The organism is Micromonospora sp. HM5-17 (assembly GCF_003762835.1).
Classification (GTDB): Bacteria; Actinomycetota; Actinomycetes; order Mycobacteriales; family Micromonosporaceae; genus Plantactinospora.
Map to the genome: position 1 here is coordinate 100,766 of NZ_RJWA01000009.1, position 18,059 is coordinate 118,824.

Sequence of the window (18,059 nt, forward strand, 5' to 3'; positions counted from 1 at the left end):
CCGTCGCGGGGCGAAACCTCGGGACTTGCTGGGACGAATCTGCCCGCATCCCCCTTCCGTGTGCCACATCGGCGCCGGCTCACGACGGTGGCAGGTACGCGAGCTGGACGAGTCGTACTCCTTCCTTCCGGGTGACCATCCGGCCCCGGCCGGGCGGCATCGGCGTCGGCCGTACCCCCTGGATCAGCGCGCCCTCGTCCTTGTTGCCGGACATCACCAGGCCGGGCGAGTCGAGTTCCCGGAGCCGCTGGATGATCGGCTCGTAGAGGGCCCGGGACGCGCCGCCGGAACGCCGGGTGATCACCAGGTGCAACCCGACGTCCCGGGCCTGCGGGAGGTACTCCGCCAGCGGCATCAGCGGGTTGTTCGGGCCGGTGGCGACCAGGTCGTAGTCGTCGACCAGCACGAACAGCTCTGGCCCCTGCCACCAGGACCGGTCCCGCAGCTGCTGCGGGGTGACGTCCGGGCCGGGCAGCCGGCGCTGCATGTAGCCCGCGACGGACTCGATCAGCTCGGACGTGCCGGCGGCGGCGGTGCCGTAGCCGATCAGGTGGTCGGTCTGGATCGCACCCAGCAGGCTGCGCCGGTAGTCGACGAGGATTACCCGGGCCTGCTCGGGAGCGAACCGGTTGGTGATCGAGACGGCCAGCGCCCGCAGGAACGACGACTTGCCGCACTCCGCGTCGCCGAAGAGCAGGAAGTGCGGCTCCGTGGCGAAGTCGACCACCACCGGCTGGAGGTCCGTCTCGGCGATGCCGATCGGGATCCGCAGTCCGGAGGTCCCGCTCATGTCCAGGTCGGTGTAGGACAGCACCGGCGGGAGCAGCCGGACCCGTGGCGCCCGGGCGCCGCTCCAGTTGCTGGCGACCGCCTTCACCAGCGCCGGCGTCTGCCCACCGAGGCTGGCGAGCTCCGGCAGCGCGGTGAGGAAGTGCAACTGCTCGGCGGTGATGCCCCGACCCGGGATCTGCGGCACGTTCGCCGCCGCCCGACGGCCGATCACCGAGTCGGTCGGGTCACCGAGGCGCAGCTCCAGCCGGGATCCGAAGAGGTCCCGGATCGCCGGCCGGAAGTCCATCCAGCGGGGCGCCGTGGCGACCACGTGCACACCGTAGGAGAGACCACGGGTGGCGAGGTCCGTGATCGGCCCCTCCAGGTCCTCGTACTCGCCGCGCAGGGTCGGCCAGCCGTCGACGACCAGGAAGACGTCGCCGAACGGGTCAGCGCCGACCCCGACCCCGCCGGCCGAGGCCCGCCGCTTGCGGTACGCCGCCATCGACTCGATTCCCAGCTCGGCGAAGCTCTGTTCGCGGCTGGCGAGCAGGGTGGTGATCTCGCCGACGGTACGCCGGACCGCGGCGGCGTCCATCCGGCCGGCCACCCCGCCGACGTGCGGCAGGTCGCGGAGCGAGCCGAGCGAGCCACCGCCGAAGTCGAGGCAGTAGACCTGGACCTCGGCCGGGGTGTGGGTCAGCGCCAGCCCGCAGATCAGGGTCCGGAGCACGGTCGACTTGCCGGACTGCGGGCCGCCGACCACGGCGACGTGCCCGGCGCTCCCCTCCAACGAGAGCCAGAGCAGGTCACGCCGCTGCTCGTAGGGCTTGTCGACCAGCGCCACCGGCACCTGGAGGGCGCCGTGCAGCTCGGGGTTGCCGAAGGTGAGCCCGCGGACCGGGTCGGTGACCACCGCACCGAGGATCTCGTCGAGGGCCGGCGCCTTGGACAGCGGCGGCAGCCAGACCTGGTGGGCCGGCGGACCCTGGCCGACCAGCCGGTTGACCATGACGTCGAGCAGGGTCGGCGCGGTGGGGTCCTCCTTGGCCGGCTGCGGCTTCTCGGGCTCCGCCGGCTTCGGGATGGGGACGTAGTGGGTCGAGTACGACAGCAGCTTCGGCCCGGTGTAGCCCTGGGCACCGGGGCCGCCCGCGCTGGCCTTCCGGTACGGGCCGGAGACGTACGCCGCCTTGAACCGCTGGAGCGGCTCGGTGCCGTACTTCAGGTAACCGTGGCCGGGCGCGCGGGGCAGCTCGTACGCGTCGGGGACGCCCAGCACCGCCCGGGACTCCAGGGCCGAGAAGGTCCGCAGACCGATCCGGTACGACAGGTGCGTGTCCAGACCGCGCAGCCGGCCCTCCTCCAACCGCTGCGAGGCGAGCAGCAGGTGTACGCCGAGCGACCGACCGACCCGACCGATCTGCACGAAGAGGTCGATGAAGTCGGGCTTGGCGGTGAGGAGCTCGGAGAACTCGTCGCAGATGATCAGGAGCGAGGGAAGGGGCGCGAGCGCGGCGCCGCCGGCCCGGGCCTGCTCGTACTCGATGATGTTGGGGTAGTTGCCCGCCTTGCGGAGCAGTTCCTGCCGGCGGTTGAGCTCACCACTGATCGCGTCCACCATCCGGTCGACCAGGGGTAGCTCGTCCGCCAGGTTGGTGATGACGGCGGCGGTGTGCGGCAGCCGGTCCAGCGAGGCGAAGGTGGCGCCACCCTTGAAGTCGACCAGGACGAAGTTGAGCACCTCGGAGGAGTGGGTGGTGGCGAGGCCGAGGACGAGGGTGCGGAGCAGCTCGGACTTGCCGGAACCGGTGGCGCCGATCAGCAGGCCGTGCGGGCCCATACCGTCCAGTGAGGACTCTTTGAGGTCGAGTTCGATGGCGCCGCCCTCCGCGCCGACGCCGATCGGCACCCGCAGCTTGTCACGGTTGGGGCGCGGCGCCCAGGCCTGCGCGACGCTGAAGTTCTCCGGGTCGCCGATGCCGAGCAGCTCGCCGAGGGTCATCTCGGTGGCGAGCGGGGCGTCGGAGGAGGCCTTCGAGGCGGCGGCGAGCCGGAGCGGAGCGAGCCGCCGGGCGACCGCCTCGGCCTCCTCGACGCTGAGCCGGTCCGGGGTGCCGACCTCGGCCTGGCCGTCCATCGAGTAGGTGTGCAACCGGCCGCCCGCGATCTCCAGGACCAGCATCGCGCGGTCCAGCAGCCGCGGCGGCGGGCTCTCCAGGTCGATGATGGTGACCGCGTCGATGCCGCTGTCGCCGCCGAGGTAGCTGGCGCCGTTGAGGTCGCCGCCGTCGAGGATGATGACGACGTGCGGGCCGTCGGTCGCCGGGCCGGAGAGGCTGAACCGGGACCGGTTGCCGACCACGTCGTCGATGAGCTTCTCCAGTTCGGCGCCGGAGCTGGCGACGAGGCGGACCGGGCCGAGCGCGTCGACCTCGGTGGGGTGGTGGGCGTGCGGCAGCCACTTGACCCACTCCCAGCGGGCCCGGCGCTCCGGGCCGGCGCAGACCGCGATCAGCAGTTCCTCGGGGGCGTGGAAGACCGCGAGCTGGGTGAGCATCGCCCGGGCCAGCGCCTGGGCCTCGCCGCCGGCCGGGTCGCGGTGACCGGGGCCGCTACGGATGAAGACCCGGGCGAAGCCCCGCATCGAGAGCGCCACCGGCAGGTCGGGCACCACCGAGTACGCGTCGAGGAACCGGCGCAGCGCGCCGGCGGTCATCGGTTCGAGGTCCTCCAGCGGCCGGGTCACCGGCGGCACCAGCGGCGTGGCGAGGGTCTGCGGGCCGACCGCGACCCGGACCACCCCGAAGTCCGCGTCACCGGGGCGGCGTTCCCAGACCCGGTAACTGCCCACGGTGGACCAGAGCTGGGCCGGGTCGGGGTGCCGGTAGAAGAGGCCCTCCCGTTGCTTGGCGGCGGTTTCCCGGACCTTGCGACGCAGGGTCGCCAGGTGCCGCAGGTACTCCCGGCGGGCCGCCATCATCTCCGACTTCTTCGGCGAACCCGAGGCGCTGCCCCAGGACGACGCCACCATGGCGAGCGAGGAGATGCCGAACATCGCGCCGACGATGTACGAGTAGGTGCCGCCGCCGCGCCCGAACATCATCGCCATGGCGACGGAGCCGCCGAGCATCGGCAGCACCATCATCAGCTGCTGCCAGCGGCCGCCGGTGGTCTGGGGAATCTCCGGTGGCGCCTCCACCACCAGCTCGCCGGTCGGGATCTCCGGGGCGGGGCGGCGCGGCGGGCGCTTGATGACGATCGTGCTCACCACACACCTCCGCCACACCGACCTGCGGTTTCGCGCTGTGACCGGGCGTGCGTCCCGGGCGCCGTACCGCGCCGTCGGGCGCACCCGGCATCGCCCGGCCGCGGGTTCCCCGTGTCCATTAAGACCTCCCCTTAAGCCGCGCCGTTAGAGCAGTGATCCGGTGCCGGCGGGCGAATGCGACGCCTCGCGTCGCGGATGTCCTGGTGCTCGGTCGGACGAGCGAGCACCATCCTAGGTAAAGTGCGGTCGTCCGTGCAGCCATGGGTTGCCCCCTCGATGGAGGACTGTCGATGAGTACCGGGCTTGCCCGCGTCACGATCAGCGCGCCGCAACGACGGATCGACGTCGCGCTGCCCGAGCACCTGCCGCTGGCCGAACTTCTCCCCGAGGTGCTTCGGCACGCTGGCGAGGGCCTCGCCGACGACGGCGAGAAACACGGCGGCTGGCTGCTGCGGCGTACCGACGGCGAACCGCTCGCCCCGGGCAAGGCCCTGCTGCCGCAGGGCGTGCGCGACGGTGACGTGCTGCACCTGGTGCCGGCCCGGGCGCAGTGGCCGGAGTTGGAGTACGACGACGTGGTCGAGGCGATCGCCGACGGTGCCCGGCGCCGGGGCAGCGCCTGGGCGGGTCGGAACACCCGGATCGCGACCCTGGGCGCGGCGGGTGGCCTGCTCGCCGTCGGGCTGCTCGCCGTGGTCGCCGGTGGCCCGGGGTGGGAGCTCGGCACGTTCGTGGCGCTCGGCACCGCCGTCCTGCTCATGCTCGGTGCGGTGGTCGCCTCGCGGGCGTACGGTGACGCGATCGCGGGTGGCGCCCTCGGCGCGTACGCGATGCCGTTCGCGTTCTTCGGCGGCGCCCTCCTGGTCGCCTCCGGCGATCCGGTCGGCGTCGTCGGCCCGCTCCGCTGGCTCGGCGCACCGGAGGCGCTGGCCGGTTCGGTGGCCCTCCTGCTGATCGCCGTGCTCGGGATGGTCGGGGTGGCGTCCAGTCTGCGGGTCTTCGCGGCCGGCGTCTCGGTCGGCCTGCTCGGCGCGCTGACCGCACTGCTCGGCTTCGTGCTCACCGCCGGCGGGGCGGCCGCGATCCTGATGGCGGCGCTCGTCTGCGCGATCGGGCTGCTGCCGCTGCTGGCGATCCGGTTCGGCAAGCTGCCGATGCCGCCGATCACGCTGCCGACCGGCGCGGAGGCGGCCGAGGCGTTCACCGCGGCGAGCCCCGGCAGCCAGCTCGGACCCCGGGAGCGGCCGGACCGGGCGCGGGTCTTCGCCGCGGTCGCCCGGACCGAGGAGATGCTCACCGGGATGCTGGTCGGGCACGCGGTGCTGGCGGTCGCCGCCGCGCTGCTGCTGGTCGTCTCGGGCGGACTCGCCGGCCGCCTGATGGTCGCGGTCTCGGCCGCCGCCCTCCTGCTGCGGTCCCGACTCTTCGTCACGATCCGGCAGCGGGTCCCGCTGGTGGCCGCCGGGGTGGTCTCCTCGGTGGTGCTCGGGATCGCGCTGCTGCTGCGGGTCGACCAGACCGGCCTGCTCCTGCTGGCGGCCGGGGGGCTGGCCACGGCGCTGGTGGTGGTCGCCGCCGGGGCGACGTACTCCAAGCGTGAGCCGGGTCCGTACCTCGGCCGCGCCGCGGACATCCTCGACACCCTCATGGTGGTCGCGGTCGTGCCGATCGCCTGCGCGGTGCTGGGCCTGTACGGCCGGGCCCGCGGCCTGGTCGGCTGAGCCGCGGCGGACTCTGGCGCTGGGGCGGTCCGGCTCTGGGTCACCCGCCCAGGCGGTCGGGAAGAACGAGATCGGCCGGCGAACCCACGTGGGGTACGCCGGCCGATTCGTCGTCGGGTGGCCGGGTTGGCGGTTCAGTGCGCCTTCTTGCTCCGTTCGAGCGCCTCCTGGTGGCGGCGGAACGAGGTGCGGATCTCCGCCTCGGCCTCGGTGCGTCCCACCCAGGTGGCGCCCTCGACCGACTTGCCCGGTTCGAGATCCTTGTACACCTCGAAGAAGTGCTGGATCTCCAGCCGGTCGAACTCGCCGAGGTGGTGGATGTCCCGGAGGTGCTCCTGACGCGGGTCCTCGTACGGCACGCAGAGGACCTTGTCGTCACCGCCCTTCTCGTCGGTCATCCGGAACATGCCGATGGTCCGGCAGCGGATGAGGCAGCCTGGAAACGTGGGTTCGGGCACCAGCACCAGAGCGTCGAGAGGGTCGCCGTCCTCGCCCAGCGTGCCCTCGATGAAGCCGTAGTCCGCCGGGTACTGCGTCGAGGTGAAGAGCGTCCGGTCCAGTCGGATTCGGCCAGTGGCGTGGTCAACCTCGTACTTGTTGCGGTGACCCTTGGGGATCTCAACCGTGACGTCGAAATCCATCTCGCACGCTCCCTCGTTTGCCGGCGCTGGCCAACGGAACCACATCGGCGCTCGCCGGCGCGGGTGATCGGGCGATTTCGCCGACCGCGGCGGCCGCCGTGCGGTGTTTCGGACCAAAGTAGTGTCGCCTAGGCACGTTTCGACGGTGAGGAGGGGCCGGTGGGGAGTGAAGATTCACACTCGGGCCTGACGGGCAACGGTACGACGGAGCCGCCGGGGCCGGGTCACGTGACAGCTCCCGCGGCAGATCCGCCGAACGCGGCGTCCGGGACAGATCCGGACCCGGACCGGACGGTTCCGCTGCCCACCGATCGGACGGTTCCCCTGCCCACCACGGCGCCGGTTCCGCCCGCGGCGTCCGCCCAGCCGTCCGGCGCGTCGCCGCACCCGGGCCAGCCCGGCCAGGCGCCGCCCAGGTGGCCGGCCGAGCCACCGCCCCCCTGGCCCGGGGTCGCAGCCGCCGGACGCCCGCCCTCCGGGCCCGTGCCCAGCGCGACCCAATCCACCCCGCACGTGCCCGGGGCGGCCCCGTTCGGCGGAGTATCCGGGCCGGTACCGCCGGCCTGGCCCGGCCAGGCTCCGGGGTCTCAGGCCGGCCAACCCGTTCAGTCCGGCCAGGGAGCGGGGCATCAGCCCGTCCAGCCTGGCCAGCCCGTCCAGCCTGGCCAGCCCGTTCAGCCTGTTCAGGCTGGCCAGCCCGTTCAGCTCAACCAGGAGCCGGGGCATCAGCCCGGCCAGTTCGATCCGGCGGCGCCGCGGCGGCCCGACCCGTCCGGCCAGGCGTCACCGCCGGCCGAGCCGCCCGCGGGCGGCCCACCGGCCGCGGAGCCGCCGGTGCCACGCCGGCGGGCCCGGCTGGTCGCCGGGCTCGCCGGGGTCCTCGTGTTCGGCCTCGCCGCCGCCGGAGTGGCCGTGGTCCGGCCGGGGCCGGTCGCCGGTTGGCTGGGCGCCGAGCCCGGCGCCCCGGCCGCCGAGGCCGACCCGACCGAGCCGCCGCCCCCGCCGGTGCTGGCGCCGGCCGGCGGGACCGCGCCGGCACCGACCCCGGAGGGGGTACGCGCCGCACTCGACTCCCTGGTCCGGGGCGGCGCCCTCGGCGACACCGTGAACATCTCGGTCGTCGACCTGGTCAACGGCGAGGTGCTCTTCGCGCAGGGCCAGGACGCCCCGACCGTTCCGGCGTCCACCACGAAGCTGGTCACCGCCGCGACCGTGCTGGCCACCCGCGGGCCGGCGTACCGCATCACGACGCGGGTGGTCGCCGGGACCCAGCCGGGAGAGGTGGTGATCGTCGGCGCCGGGGACCCGACCCTGGCGGTCAACGGCACCGGGTGGTACCCGGGAGCCGGCCGGCTCGACCGCCTCGCCGAGCAGGTGAAGAAGGCTCTCGGCGGCACGAAGCCGACCCGGGTGCTCGTCGACGGCAGCCTCTACCCCGGCCCGGAGACCGGACCCGGCTGGGACGCCGACGCCGCGATCGGCGGGTTCGGCGCGAGGATCACGGCGTTCATGACCGACGGTGCCCGGATCACCCCGAAGTACCACGGTCCGGGTGGGCAGGCCCGCCATCCGGATCCGGACCTGGCCGCCGGCCGGGCCTTCGCCAGGGAACTCGGCCTGCCGGCCTCGGCGGTGGCGGAGGGGTCGGCGCCGGCCGCGCCCGGGTCGGCGTCCGCCGGGCCGGGCGGCGTCCCCGCCCCCGGCACCGAACTGGGCCGGGTGGAGTCGCCGCCGGTGGTCCGGCTGGTCGAGTTCATGCTCGAGGACAGCGACAACGTGGTCGCCGAGGCGCTGGCCCGGCAGGTGGCGCTGGCCCGGGGCAAGCCGGCCTCGTTCGAGGGGGCGGCGGCCGCGATGGACGAGGTCGTCGCCGAGCTGGGGCTTCCCGCGCAGGAGAGCGACCTCGCCGACGGCAGCGGTCTCTCCCGCTCCAACCGCCTCACCCCCCGCCTGCTGACCGACCTGCTCACCCTCGCCGCGAAGGGCTCCCGGCCGGAGCTGGGCAGCCTCTTTCCGGGCCTGCCGGTGGCGGCCTGGTCGGGTTCGCTCAGCACGCGTTTCGACCGCTCCGACGGCGCGCACCCGACCACCGTCGGCGCCGGGGTGGTCCGGGCCAAGACCGGCACCCTGAGCGGGGTGCACGCGATCTCCGGGACGGTGACCACCGCCGACGGCCGGCTGCTCGCCTTCGCGATCCTCGCCAACAAGGTCCCGGGCACCACCGACCAGGCTCGGACCGCGCTGGACCGGATCGCCGCCGCCCTCGCCGCCTGTGGCTGCCGCTAGCGCGTACGGGGCCGCGGCGGCCCGGACGAGGGCTGCCCCGCCGTACCGCCGGGTCCGGCGCTCGTCGCGAGCCGGAGTGGGGGTACCCCGGGCCGGGTACGGTGGGGCCATGGCGCAGTTCGTGGACTGGGATCTGGCCGCCGCCACCGCCGGGGCGTTGGGGAAGTCGGGGCCACGGGTCTCCTACGACGAGGCCACCGCGGTCGTCGCCGACCTGCGGCGGTTGACGGACGAGGCCGCCGGCCACGTGCTGGAGTACACCGGACTGCGCCCACAGGTCGACCACCCGCCGGTGCGGGTGGTCGACCGGCGGGACTGGGCGGCGACCAACATCGCCGGACTGCGTGAGGTCATCACGCCGCTGATCTCCCGTCTCGCCGGGGACAGGCCGCCGGGGATCTTCACCGACGCGATCGGGTCGCGGCTGACCGGCGTACAGGCCGGGACCGTGCTCGCCTACCTCTCCGGCCGGGTGCTCGGCCAGTACGAGGTCTTCTCGGCCGACCCCGGCCAGCTGCTGCTGGTCGCACCGAACATCGTCGAGGTGGAGCGGAAGCTGCAGGCCGAGCCGCGGGACTTCCGGCTCTGGGTCTGCCTGCACGAGGTCACCCACCGCACCCAGTTCACCGCCGTGCCCTGGATGCGCGGGCACTTTCTCGGCGAGGTGCAGGCGTTCGTGGACGCGTCGCAGGCCGGCGGCGAGAACTTCCTGGACCGGCTTCGCCGCGGCATCGGTACGCTCGCCGACGTGGTCCGGGATCCGGAGAGCCGGGCCAGCGTGCTGGACATCGTGCAGACTCCCGGCCAGCGGGCCGTCCTCGACCGGCTGACCGCGCTGATGACGCTGCTGGAAGGGCACGCGGAGTTCGTGATGGACGGGGTCGGGCCGGAGATCATCCCGAGCGTCGAGACGATCCGGACCAAGTTCAACCGCCGCCGCGAGTCGGGCAACCCGCTGGAGAAGGCGGTCCGCAAGCTCCTCGGCATCGACGTGAAGCTGCGGCAGTACGCCGAGGGGCGCAGGTTCGTCCACGGGGTGGTGGAGCGGGTCGGGATGGATGGGTTCAACAAGGTCTTCAGCTCGCCGCTCACCCTGCCCCGGCTCGACGAGCTCGGCGACCCCGACGCCTGGGTGACCCGGGTGCACGGCCCGGTCGGTCCGGTCGCCGCGACCGGTTGAGCGGCGCGATGGCGACGGTACCGCCGCCGGTGGCGGCTGTCCGGGTTGCCGTCCGGCGGGCGCTGACCGGCGTACCTCCGGGGCGGCCCGTCCTGGTCGCCTGCTCCGGCGGGGCGGACTCGCTGGCCCTGGCCGCCGCGACCGCGTTCGTCGCCCCCCGGCTGGGGATCCCGGCCGGGTTGGTCAGCGTCGACCATGGCCTGCAACCGGGCTCGGCCCAGCGGGCGACGGCGGTGGTCAAGTGGGCCGCGGAGCAGGGTTTCTCCCCGGCCGAGGTGGCGACGGTGGAGGTCGCCGGCCGGCCCGGCGGACCGGAGGCGGCGGCGCGCGAGGCGCGCTACCAGGCGCTGCTCGAGCTGGCCCGCGGGTACGGCGCCTCGACGGTGCTGCTCGGGCACACCCGGGACGACCAGGCCGAGACGGTGCTGCTGGCGCTGGCCCGGGGAGCCGGACCACGCGGTCTCGCCGGAATGCCGGAGCGCCGGGAGGTGTCCGGCGTGGTCCTGTCCCGCCCCCTGCTGGAGGTCTCCCGGGAGCAGACCCGCGCGGCGTGCGCACTGCTCGGGCTGACCCCGTGGGAGGACCCGCACAACACCGACCCCCGGTACGCCCGGGCCCGGGTCCGGGCCGAGGTCGTGCCCGTGCTGGTCCGGACGCTGGGCACGGGGGTGCTGGACAACCTGGCCCGGACCGCCCGGCTGGCCGCGGCCGACAACGCCGTGCTGGACGACCTCGCCGCGGCGGCGTACGCGCGGGCGCGGCTCGGGGCGGTTCCGGGGCCGGACGGGGGGGACGGGCCGCCAACCGCGCTGACCGTCCCGGTCCTGGCCGGGCTGGCGCCCGCGATCCGGACCCGGGTCCTGCACCGGTGGGCCCGGGAGCTGGGTGCGGCCCCGGCGGCCCTGTCGTACCGGCACGTCGCCGCGCTCGACGCCCTGGTGACGGCCTGGCGGGGCCAGGGGCCGACGGCGCTGCCCGGTGGTATCCACGTCGCCCGGCGCGGCGACGCCCTGGTCGCCGGCTGATCGCGTACCCGGCTGCCGCCCCCCTCGCGCCGCCGCTCGGCGTGGCCCATGGCCGGCCGACCGGCGTGGGCCGGCCTGAGACGGCGCCCGGCGTGGGCCGGCCGGTGCGCCGCCCGGCGCGCGTCGGTCGGGGAGCGGTCGGCGCTGACCGCTGACCGCAGGCAGAGCCGGACGTGACGCACCACGACGATGGCGAGGCGGGGCAGGCGGAGATCGTCAGGGCTGGCGCAGGGGGAGTAGAACAGGTCGCATGCCGCACCCTCGCCCACCTATCCACGCACCGCACGGCGTGGTCGCCACCAGCCAGCCGCTCGCCGCCGCCGCCGGACTGGCGGTGCTGCGCCGGGGCGGCAACGCGGTGGACGCCGCGCTCGCGACCGCGATCACCCTCACCGTCGTCCAGCCCGGCTCGAACGACATCGGCGGCGACCTCTTCGCCATCGTCTGGGACGGCCACCGGCTGCACGGGCTGAACGCCTCCGGGCGGTCGCCCGCCGGGCTCACCCGGGATGTGGTGCTCGCCGCCACCGACGGGCGGGGCGCCGCACCCACCCCGGCGCACGGCGGCGCCCAGTCGACCGGTCCCGCGATGCCGGCCCGGGGCTGGCTGTCGGTGACCGTACCGGGCGCGCCGGCCGGCTGGCGTGACCTGCACGACCGGTTCGGCCGGCTTCCGTTCGCCGACCTCTTCACCGACGCGATCGGCTACGCCGAGCACGGCTTCCCGGTCTCGCCCCGGGTCGCCGCCGGCTGGGCGCGCTCGGTGTCGACGTACGCCGACCTCTCCGGAGCCGAGTACGCCGAGTGGGGCCGGGTCTTCACCGTCGACGGGCGGGCGCCCCGGGCCGGGGAACGGTGGCGGAATCCGGAGGCCGCCGGCACCCTCCGGCGGATCGCCGCGACCCGGGCCGAGGCGTTCTACACGGGTGAGATCGCCGAGTCGCTCGCCCGGTACGCGGCGGCCACCGGCGGCCTGCTGACCGCCGACGACCTGGCGGCCCACGAGTCGACCTGGGTCGAGCCGGTGGCGGCGCCGTACCGGGGGCACGAGGTGTGGGAGCTGCCGCCGAACGGGCAGGGGCTGGCGGCGCTGCTGGCGCTGCACATCCTCGACGGGGTGGACCCGACGGCACTGGCCCCGGCGGAGTGGCTGCACTGGCAGATCGAGGCGATGAAGCTCGGCTTCGCCGACGCGCACGCGTACGTCGCCGACCCGGCCCGGGTCGACGTACCGACCGCCGCGCTTCTCACCCCGGAGTACGCCGCCGCACGACGGGCGCTGGTCACCGGACAGGCCGGCACCCCGGCTCCCGGTGACCCGGTCCGGGGCGGCACGGTCTACCTCTGCGCCGCCGACTCCTCCGGGATGATGGTGAGCCTGATCCAGTCAAACTACCTGGGCTTCGGCTCGTACGTGGTCCCGCCGGGCCTCGGCTTCGGCCTGCAGAACCGGGCCGCCGGGTTCAGCCTGGACCCCGCCCACCCGAACGTCGTGGCCCCGGGCAAGCGGCCGTTCCACACCATCATCCCGGGCTTCCTGACCCGGGGCGGCGAGCCGGTCGGCCCGTTCGGGGTGATGGGCGGGCACATGCAGCCCCAGGGGCACCTGCAGCTCGTCTCGTCCACACTGGACGCCGGGCTCGACCCGCAGGCGGCGCTGGACCGGCCGCGCTGGTACTGGCACGCCGGGCGGTCGGTGCTGGTCGAGCCGGGGCTGCCGGCGGAGTATCCGGACCAGGACGTGCTCGCCGAGCTGCGTTCGCGCGGTCACGAGATCGCCGTCGAGGCCGAGGCGTCGGGTTTCGGGTACGGCCAGGCGATCTGGCGGCTGCCCGAGGGCGGCTACGTCGCCGGCTCGGAGCCACGCGCCGACGGCTGCGCCGTCGGCTACTGATCACCCCCTCGGTACGCCGTCACCTCGCAACGCCGGGTTCTCGCGGGCTGCCGCAGCCGGCGTACCGGCCGGTGCTCAGCCCCGCACGCCGCCGGTGACCAGCCCCCGGCCGCCGGTGGCGTCCCGGTCGCGGAACGTGGCACGGTACGCCTGCGGGGTGGCGCCGACCCGCCGGCCGAAGTGGTGCCGCAGGGTGGCGGCGTCACCGAAGCCGGCGCGGACCGCCACGGCCTCGACGCTCAGCTCCGTCTCCTCGAGCAGGCGGCGGGCGAGCAGCACCCGCTGGTTGGTGAGCCAGTCGTGCGGCGTGGTGCCGGTCTCGGCGCGGAACCGGCGGGCGAAGGTCCGGGGCGCCATGTGCGCGCGGGCGGCCAGATCGTCGACGGTCATCGCGCGGTCGAGGTTCGCCATCATCCAGGTCAGCAGGGGGGTCAGGGTCGGCGCCTCCGGGGTGCGCGGGATCGGGGCCTCGATGTACTGCGCCTGCCCACCGTCGCGGTGTGGCGGCACCACCATCCGCCGGGCGAGCTTGGTGGCGATCGCGGAGCCGTGCACCTGGCGTACCAGGTGCAGGCAGGCGTCGATTCCGGCGGCGGTGCCGGCGCTGGTGAGCAGCGTGCCGTCCTGGACGTAGAGCGAGTCGCACCGGACCCGGGCCAGCGGGTGGCGTCGGGCCAGCTCGTCGGCGTGCCTCCAGTGGGTGGTGCACTCCCGCCCGTCGAGCAGGCCGGCGGCACCGAGCGCGAAGGCGCCCGAGCAGACGCTCAACACGTACGCCCCGCGTTCGTGGGCCTGGCGCAGCGCGGTGAGGACGACGTCCGGGATCGGGGAGCCGGGAGCGTGGCTGGGTACCGCCACCAGGTCGGCGTCTGCCACCGGCGCCAGGTCGCTGTGCGGTGTGATCAGGAACCCTGCCGCGGACCGGACCGGACGACCGTCGGCGGTGCAGAGATGGAACTCGTAGGAGGGGAAGCCGTCGGCGGTCCGGTCGGTGCCGAAGACCTCGCAGAGCACGCCCAGCTCGAACGGGGCCACTGGTTCGAGGGCGATCACCGCCACCGTGCGCAGCATGCGTCCAGGCTACCCGGGAAGTGGCAGAAAATCGTTGCTGTATGGCATGACTGCCACTGTCCGGTCCCGACGAGCCGCGGAAGACTGGGAGTCGACAGCCGGTGCGCACCGGCGGCGAACCACACATCCTCGCTCCGGCCCGGTGGCCGGGCGGGGAGACGACCCAACCGGGAGAGGTCACGCCGCCATGGAACTCGTTGTCCCACTCGCCTTCTTTGGTCTTCTTGCCCTCACCTCGGCGCTCGGACTCACCGCCGACAGCCGCGACTCGGCCGACTGGCGGTCCAGCGACGGTGGCTGGCGCGTCTCGCCCTGGCACTGATCCGGGTGCGGCCGGTGCCCGCGTGGCCAGCCGGGGCGGCGACCTCACGAAAGGGGCCGCCCCGGCGACGGGCCCGAACGGGCGTACGGCAGGCTAGGCAGCATGGCTCAGGGCTCCTGGTACGACGCCGACATCGACCACGTGATCATTTCTGAGGAGCAGATTCGGGAAAAGATCGCGGAACTGGCCAAACAGGTCGCGGCGGACCACGCCTCGGTGGATGACGGTCTCCTGCTGGTGGGGGTGCTCAAGGGTGCGGTGATGTTCATGGCCGACTTCGCCCGGGCGCTCGGCCGGTACGGACCGCCGATCGAGATCGAGTTCATGGCCCTCTCCTCGTACGGCCAGGGCACCACCTCGTCCGGGGTGGTGCGCATCCGCAAGGATCTCGACCGCGACATCGCCGGACGGCACATCGTGGTGGTCGAGGACATCGTCGACTCCGGCCTGACCCTCAACTGGCTGCTCCGGTACCTGGAGTCTCGCGAGGCGGCCAGCGTCGAGGTCGTCGCGTTGTTCCGCAAGCCGGACGCGATCAAGGTCCCGGTGCCGGTCAAGTACGTGGGGTTCGACATCCCGAGCGAGTTCGTCGTCGGCTACGGCCTCGACTTCGGCGAGCGCTACCGGGAGGTGCCGTACGTCGGGGTGTTGAAGCCCGAGGTCTACGCCCGTTCCTGATCCGTTGTCCCGGTCGCGTACCCGATCGGCTGGTCCGGTACGTTCTGACCGTCCTGATCGCCGCCCTCAGAATGTGGAGCGGACGTACAGCGCGTTCCCAGGAAACGCGGTTACGGTATGCGGTGGTGGCGCGGAAGCAGCGCGCGCCCGGCCTCCTGCCCGGGCAGAGCCGGACACGGTGCCGGCGTCGCGGGCCGGTGGCCGGGGCTGGCTCCGCCGTCACCGGCGCACACTGGGCGCGAGCGCACCTGTCACCCCGGGGGCTCGCAGGCTCGCTCCTCGCGTTCACGGTGTACGGTCGAATGACCGCGGCGCGGCGGGAAGCGCCCCGGTGTCGGAACCGTCCCCATCCGGGAGGGCTCCGGCGGCCGCTCCGGCGGCGACAGGTAGGCAACCAGACGATCAGGACGTCGATCAGGAGGGTCCGGGCGCATCGGCGCTCGACAACAGCATGGAACGTACGCGTTTCTTCCGCCGGCCGGTGGTCTGGATCATCCTGGTGATCATCGGCGCGATCGCGCTCAGCTCTTTCTTCAGTGGTGGCCCGAGCTACCACAAGGTCGACACCACGGTGGTGCTCGACCAGCTCAACAAGGGCGGCATCGAGAAGGCCACCTTCCAGGACAAGGAGCAGACGCTCCAGCTCGACCTGGCGCAACCGGCCAAGTTCGGGGACACCGAGACCGACAAGATCCAGGCCCAGTTCCCGTACGAGGTCGGCAACGAGGTCTGGAACCAGGTCCTCGCGGCGAAGGCCGCCAACCGGATCACCGGACCGGCCGACACCAAGGTCTCCGGCGACAACCTGCTCGTGTCGCTGCTGGTCAACCTGCTGCCGATCGCGATCCTGGTGATCTTGCTGCTGCTCTTCATGTCGCAGATGCAGGGCGGCGGTTCCCGGGTGCTCAACTTCGGCAAGTCCAAGGCCAAGATGATCACCAAGGACACGCCGAAGACCACCTTCGCCGACGTCGCGGGCGCGGACGAGGCCGTCGAGGAGCTGCAGGAGATCAAGGACTTCCTGCAGAACCCGGCGAAGTACCAGGCGCTCGGCGCCAAGATCCCCAAGGGTGTGCTGCTCTTCGGTCCGCCCGGCACCGGCAAGACCCTGCTCGCCCGGGCCGTGGCCGGCGAGGCCGGGGTCCCGTTCTACTCCATCTCCGGGTCCGACTTCGTCGAGATGTTCGTCGGTGTCGGCGCGAGCCGGGTCCGTGACCTGTTCGAGCAGGCCAAGGCGAACGCGCCGGCGATCGTCTTCGTCGACGAGATCGACGCGGTCGGCCGGCACCGCGGCGCCGGCATGGGCGGCGGCCACGACGAGCGGGAGCAGACCCTCAACCAGCTCCTGGTGGAGATGGACGGCTTCGACACCAAGGGCGGCGTGATCCTGATCGCCGCGACCAACCGGCCGGACATCCTCGACCCGGCGCTGCTGCGGCCGGGCCGGTTCGACCGGCAGATCGCGGTCGACACCCCGGACATGGAGGGCCGCAAGGCGATCCTGCGGGTGCACGCCAAGGGCAAGCCGTTCTCGCCGGACGTCGACCTCGACGCGGTGGCCCGGCGTACCCCCGGCTTCACCGGCGCCGACCTGGCCAACGTGATCAACGAGGCGGCGCTGCTGACCGCCCGCGGCAACAAGCGGGCGATCACCAACGAGGCGCTGGAGGAGTCGATCGACCGGGTCGTTGCCGGCCCGCAGCGCCGGACCCGGGTGATGAGCGACAAGGAAAAGAAGATCACCGCCTACCACGAGGGCGGGCACGCCCTGGTCGCCTGGGCGCTGCCGCACGCCGCCCCGGTGCACAAGGTCACGATCCTCTCCCGGAGCCGCTCGCTCGGGCACACCCTGGTGCTGCCGACCGAGGACAAGTACACCCAGACCCGGGCCGAGATGATCGACACGCTGGCGTACGCCCTCGGTGGCCGCGCCGCCGAGGAGCTGGTCTTCCACGAGCCGACCACCGGCGCCAGCAACGACATCGAGAAGGCCAGCGCGCTGGCCCGGGCCATGATCACCCAGTACGGCATGAGCTCCAAGCTCGGCGCGATCAAGTACGGCAGCGGCTCCGACGAGCCGTTCCTGGGCCGCACCATGGGCCACGAGCGGGACTACTCGGACGCGGTGGCTGCCGAGATCGACGCCGAGATCCGGTCACTCATCGAGCTGGCCCACGACGAGGCGTGGGAGATTCTGGTGGAGTACCGGGACGTCCTGGACAACCTCGTACTCGAGCTGATGGAAAAGGAGACCCTCTCCACGGCCGACATGGCGCGGATCTGTGCCCGGGTGGTGAAGCGGCCGCCGATGGCGCCGTACAACGGCTTCGGCAAGCGCCAGCCGTCGAGCCTGCCGCCCGTGCTCACCCCCGCCGAGAAGGAGGCGCTGAAGGCACAGGCCGAGGCGGATGGCGTCCAGGCGACGCTGGGCAACAACCCCTCGTCGTCCCCGAACAACTCGGACGGGGCCCACTGAGCGCCAACCACCGGGCCGTCGGCGAGGGCGCCGGCGGCCCGGCCGTGTCGTCGCCCCCCGCCTCCTCCACCGAGCCGGACGACGAGCTCGACTACCTCGCCGCCCGGCTGGTCAACGGCCGGCTGACCGGCGGGCCGGTCGAGCAGAGCGTCGACCTGGCCCGGATCGAGCGGGCGGTGCGGGAGATCCTCATCGCGGTCGGCGAGGATCCGGACCGGGACGGGTTGCGGCAGACGCCGGCCCGGGTCGCCCGGGCGTACGCCGAGCTCTTCGCCGGGTTGCGGGTCGACCCCGCCCAGGTGCTGAGCACGACGTTCGAGGCCAACCACGAGGAGTTGGTGCTGGTCCGCGACATCGACGTGATGAGCCTCTGCGAGCACCACCTCCTGCCGTTCCGCGGTGTGGCCCACATCGGCTACATCCCGGGGGAGAGCGGCCGGATCACCGGCCTGTCCAAGCTGGCCCGGCTGGTCGAGGTCTTTGCCCGGCGGCCCCAGGTGCAGGAGCGGCTCACCTCGCAGATCGCGGACCTGCTGATGGAGCGGCTGCACCCGCGGGGCGTGCTGGTGGTGCTGGAGTGCGAGCACATGTGTATGGCGATGCGCGGCATCCAGAAGGCCGGCGCCAAGACGATCACCTCGGCCGTGCGCGGGCTGCTTCAGCAGGACGCCAAGTCGCGCGCCGAGGCGATGTCGCTGATCCTCCGCTCCTGACCCGCCCGAT

12 protein-coding genes are annotated in these 18,059 nt (G+C 73.5%); 9 read left to right on the forward strand and 3 right to left on the reverse strand.

Annotation, left to right across the window (positions count from 1 at the left end; genetic code table 11):
• Positions 1-79: 79 nt before the first annotated feature.
• Entirely contained in the window at positions 80-4,042 is a 3,963-nt protein-coding gene (gene eccCa / locus EF879_RS22570) for a type VII secretion protein EccCa (RefSeq protein ID WP_123562038.1), read from the reverse strand.
• A 290-nt stretch (positions 4,043-4,332) separates the two neighbouring features.
• Between eccCa and eccD the strand changes: the two genes are divergently transcribed.
• Positions 4,333-5,763, forward strand: coding sequence for a type VII secretion integral membrane protein EccD (gene eccD, locus EF879_RS22575; RefSeq protein WP_123561847.1), 1,431 nt, complete (start codon positions 4,333-4,335; stop codon positions 5,761-5,763).
• Between the two features lie 134 nt (positions 5,764-5,897).
• Here the strand turns inward: eccD and EF879_RS22580 are convergent, their stop codons facing one another.
• Positions 5,898-6,404, reverse strand: coding sequence for an inorganic diphosphatase (locus EF879_RS22580; RefSeq protein WP_123561849.1), 507 nt, complete (start codon positions 6,402-6,404; stop codon positions 5,898-5,900).
• Between the two features lie 834 nt (positions 6,405-7,238).
• Between EF879_RS22580 and dacB the strand changes: the two genes are divergently transcribed.
• From dacB to EF879_RS22600, 4 genes are all read left to right on the forward strand, one after another.
• Entirely contained in the window at positions 7,239-8,690 is a 1,452-nt protein-coding gene (gene dacB, locus EF879_RS22585; protein WP_233604672.1) for a D-alanyl-D-alanine carboxypeptidase/D-alanyl-D-alanine-endopeptidase, read from the forward strand.
• 109 nt (positions 8,691-8,799) lie between these two features.
• The gene (locus tag EF879_RS22590; RefSeq protein WP_123562040.1) at positions 8,800-9,870 is read left to right on the forward strand and encodes a zinc-dependent metalloprotease; all 1,071 of its coding nucleotides are present in this window, start codon (positions 8,800-8,802) and stop codon (positions 9,868-9,870) included.
• A gap of 8 nt (positions 9,871-9,878) precedes the next feature.
• Positions 9,879-10,895: a tRNA lysidine(34) synthetase TilS gene (gene tilS, locus EF879_RS22595; RefSeq protein ID WP_123561853.1), complete on the forward strand. Its 1,017-nt coding sequence runs from the start codon at positions 9,879-9,881 to the stop codon at positions 10,893-10,895.
• A 250-nt stretch (positions 10,896-11,145) separates the two neighbouring features.
• The gene (locus EF879_RS22600; RefSeq protein WP_123561855.1) at positions 11,146-12,789 is read left to right on the forward strand and encodes a gamma-glutamyltransferase family protein; all 1,644 of its coding nucleotides are present in this window, start codon (positions 11,146-11,148) and stop codon (positions 12,787-12,789) included.
• 75 nt (positions 12,790-12,864) lie between these two features.
• Here EF879_RS22600 and EF879_RS22605 read toward each other — a convergent pair whose 3' ends face one another.
• Complete coding sequence (locus EF879_RS22605) at positions 12,865-13,860, reverse strand: GlxA family transcriptional regulator (RefSeq protein ID WP_123561857.1); 996 nt, start codon at positions 13,858-13,860, stop codon at positions 12,865-12,867.
• Positions 13,861-14,047: 187 nt separating this feature from the next.
• On the opposite strand from EF879_RS22605, the gene EF879_RS28540 reads away from it, so the two are divergent.
• The 4 genes from EF879_RS28540 (at position 14,048) to folE (ending at position 18,049) form a co-directional block, all read left to right on the forward strand.
• Positions 14,048-14,182, forward strand: a complete 135-nt coding sequence (locus tag EF879_RS28540; RefSeq protein ID WP_255420934.1) for a hypothetical protein — start codon at positions 14,048-14,050, stop codon at positions 14,180-14,182.
• A gap of 102 nt (positions 14,183-14,284) precedes the next feature.
• A complete protein-coding gene (hpt, locus tag EF879_RS22610; protein WP_123561859.1) occupies positions 14,285-14,860 on the forward strand; it encodes a hypoxanthine phosphoribosyltransferase in 576 nt (191 codons plus the stop codon).
• A gap of 451 nt (positions 14,861-15,311) precedes the next feature.
• Positions 15,312-17,336 carry an ATP-dependent zinc metalloprotease FtsH gene (ftsH, locus tag EF879_RS22615; RefSeq protein ID WP_123561861.1) on the forward strand — a complete coding sequence of 675 codons (2,025 nt, stop codon included), beginning with the start codon at positions 15,312-15,314 and terminating at the stop codon, positions 17,334-17,336.
• A gap of 44 nt (positions 17,337-17,380) precedes the next feature.
• The gene (folE, locus tag EF879_RS22620) at positions 17,381-18,049 is read left to right on the forward strand and encodes a GTP cyclohydrolase I FolE (protein WP_123561863.1); all 669 of its coding nucleotides are present in this window, start codon (positions 17,381-17,383) and stop codon (positions 18,047-18,049) included.
• Positions 18,050-18,059 lie beyond the last annotated feature (10 nt).

Excerpts from the sequence above, each read along its gene's own strand:
- eccD (WP_123561847.1), top strand. The coding sequence starts at position 4,333 with ATGAGTACCGGGCTTGCCCGCGTCACGATCAGCGCGCCGCAACGACGG.
- EF879_RS22580 (WP_123561849.1), bottom strand. The coding sequence starts at position 6,404 with ATGGATTTCGACGTCACGGTTGAGATCCCCAAGGGTCACCGCAACAAG.
- EF879_RS22590 (WP_123562040.1), top strand. The coding sequence starts at position 8,800 with ATGGCGCAGTTCGTGGACTGGGATCTGGCCGCCGCCACCGCCGGGGCG.
- tilS (WP_123561853.1), top strand. The coding sequence starts at position 9,879 with ATGGCGACGGTACCGCCGCCGGTGGCGGCTGTCCGGGTTGCCGTCCGG.
- EF879_RS22600 (WP_123561855.1), top strand. The coding sequence starts at position 11,146 with ATGCCGCACCCTCGCCCACCTATCCACGCACCGCACGGCGTGGTCGCC.
- EF879_RS22605 (WP_123561857.1), bottom strand. The coding sequence starts at position 13,860 with ATGCTGCGCACGGTGGCGGTGATCGCCCTCGAACCAGTGGCCCCGTTC.
- EF879_RS28540 (WP_255420934.1), top strand. The coding sequence starts at position 14,048 with ATGGAACTCGTTGTCCCACTCGCCTTCTTTGGTCTTCTTGCCCTCACC.
- hpt (WP_123561859.1), top strand. The coding sequence starts at position 14,285 with ATGGCTCAGGGCTCCTGGTACGACGCCGACATCGACCACGTGATCATT.
- ftsH (WP_123561861.1), top strand. The coding sequence starts at position 15,312 with ATGGAACGTACGCGTTTCTTCCGCCGGCCGGTGGTCTGGATCATCCTG.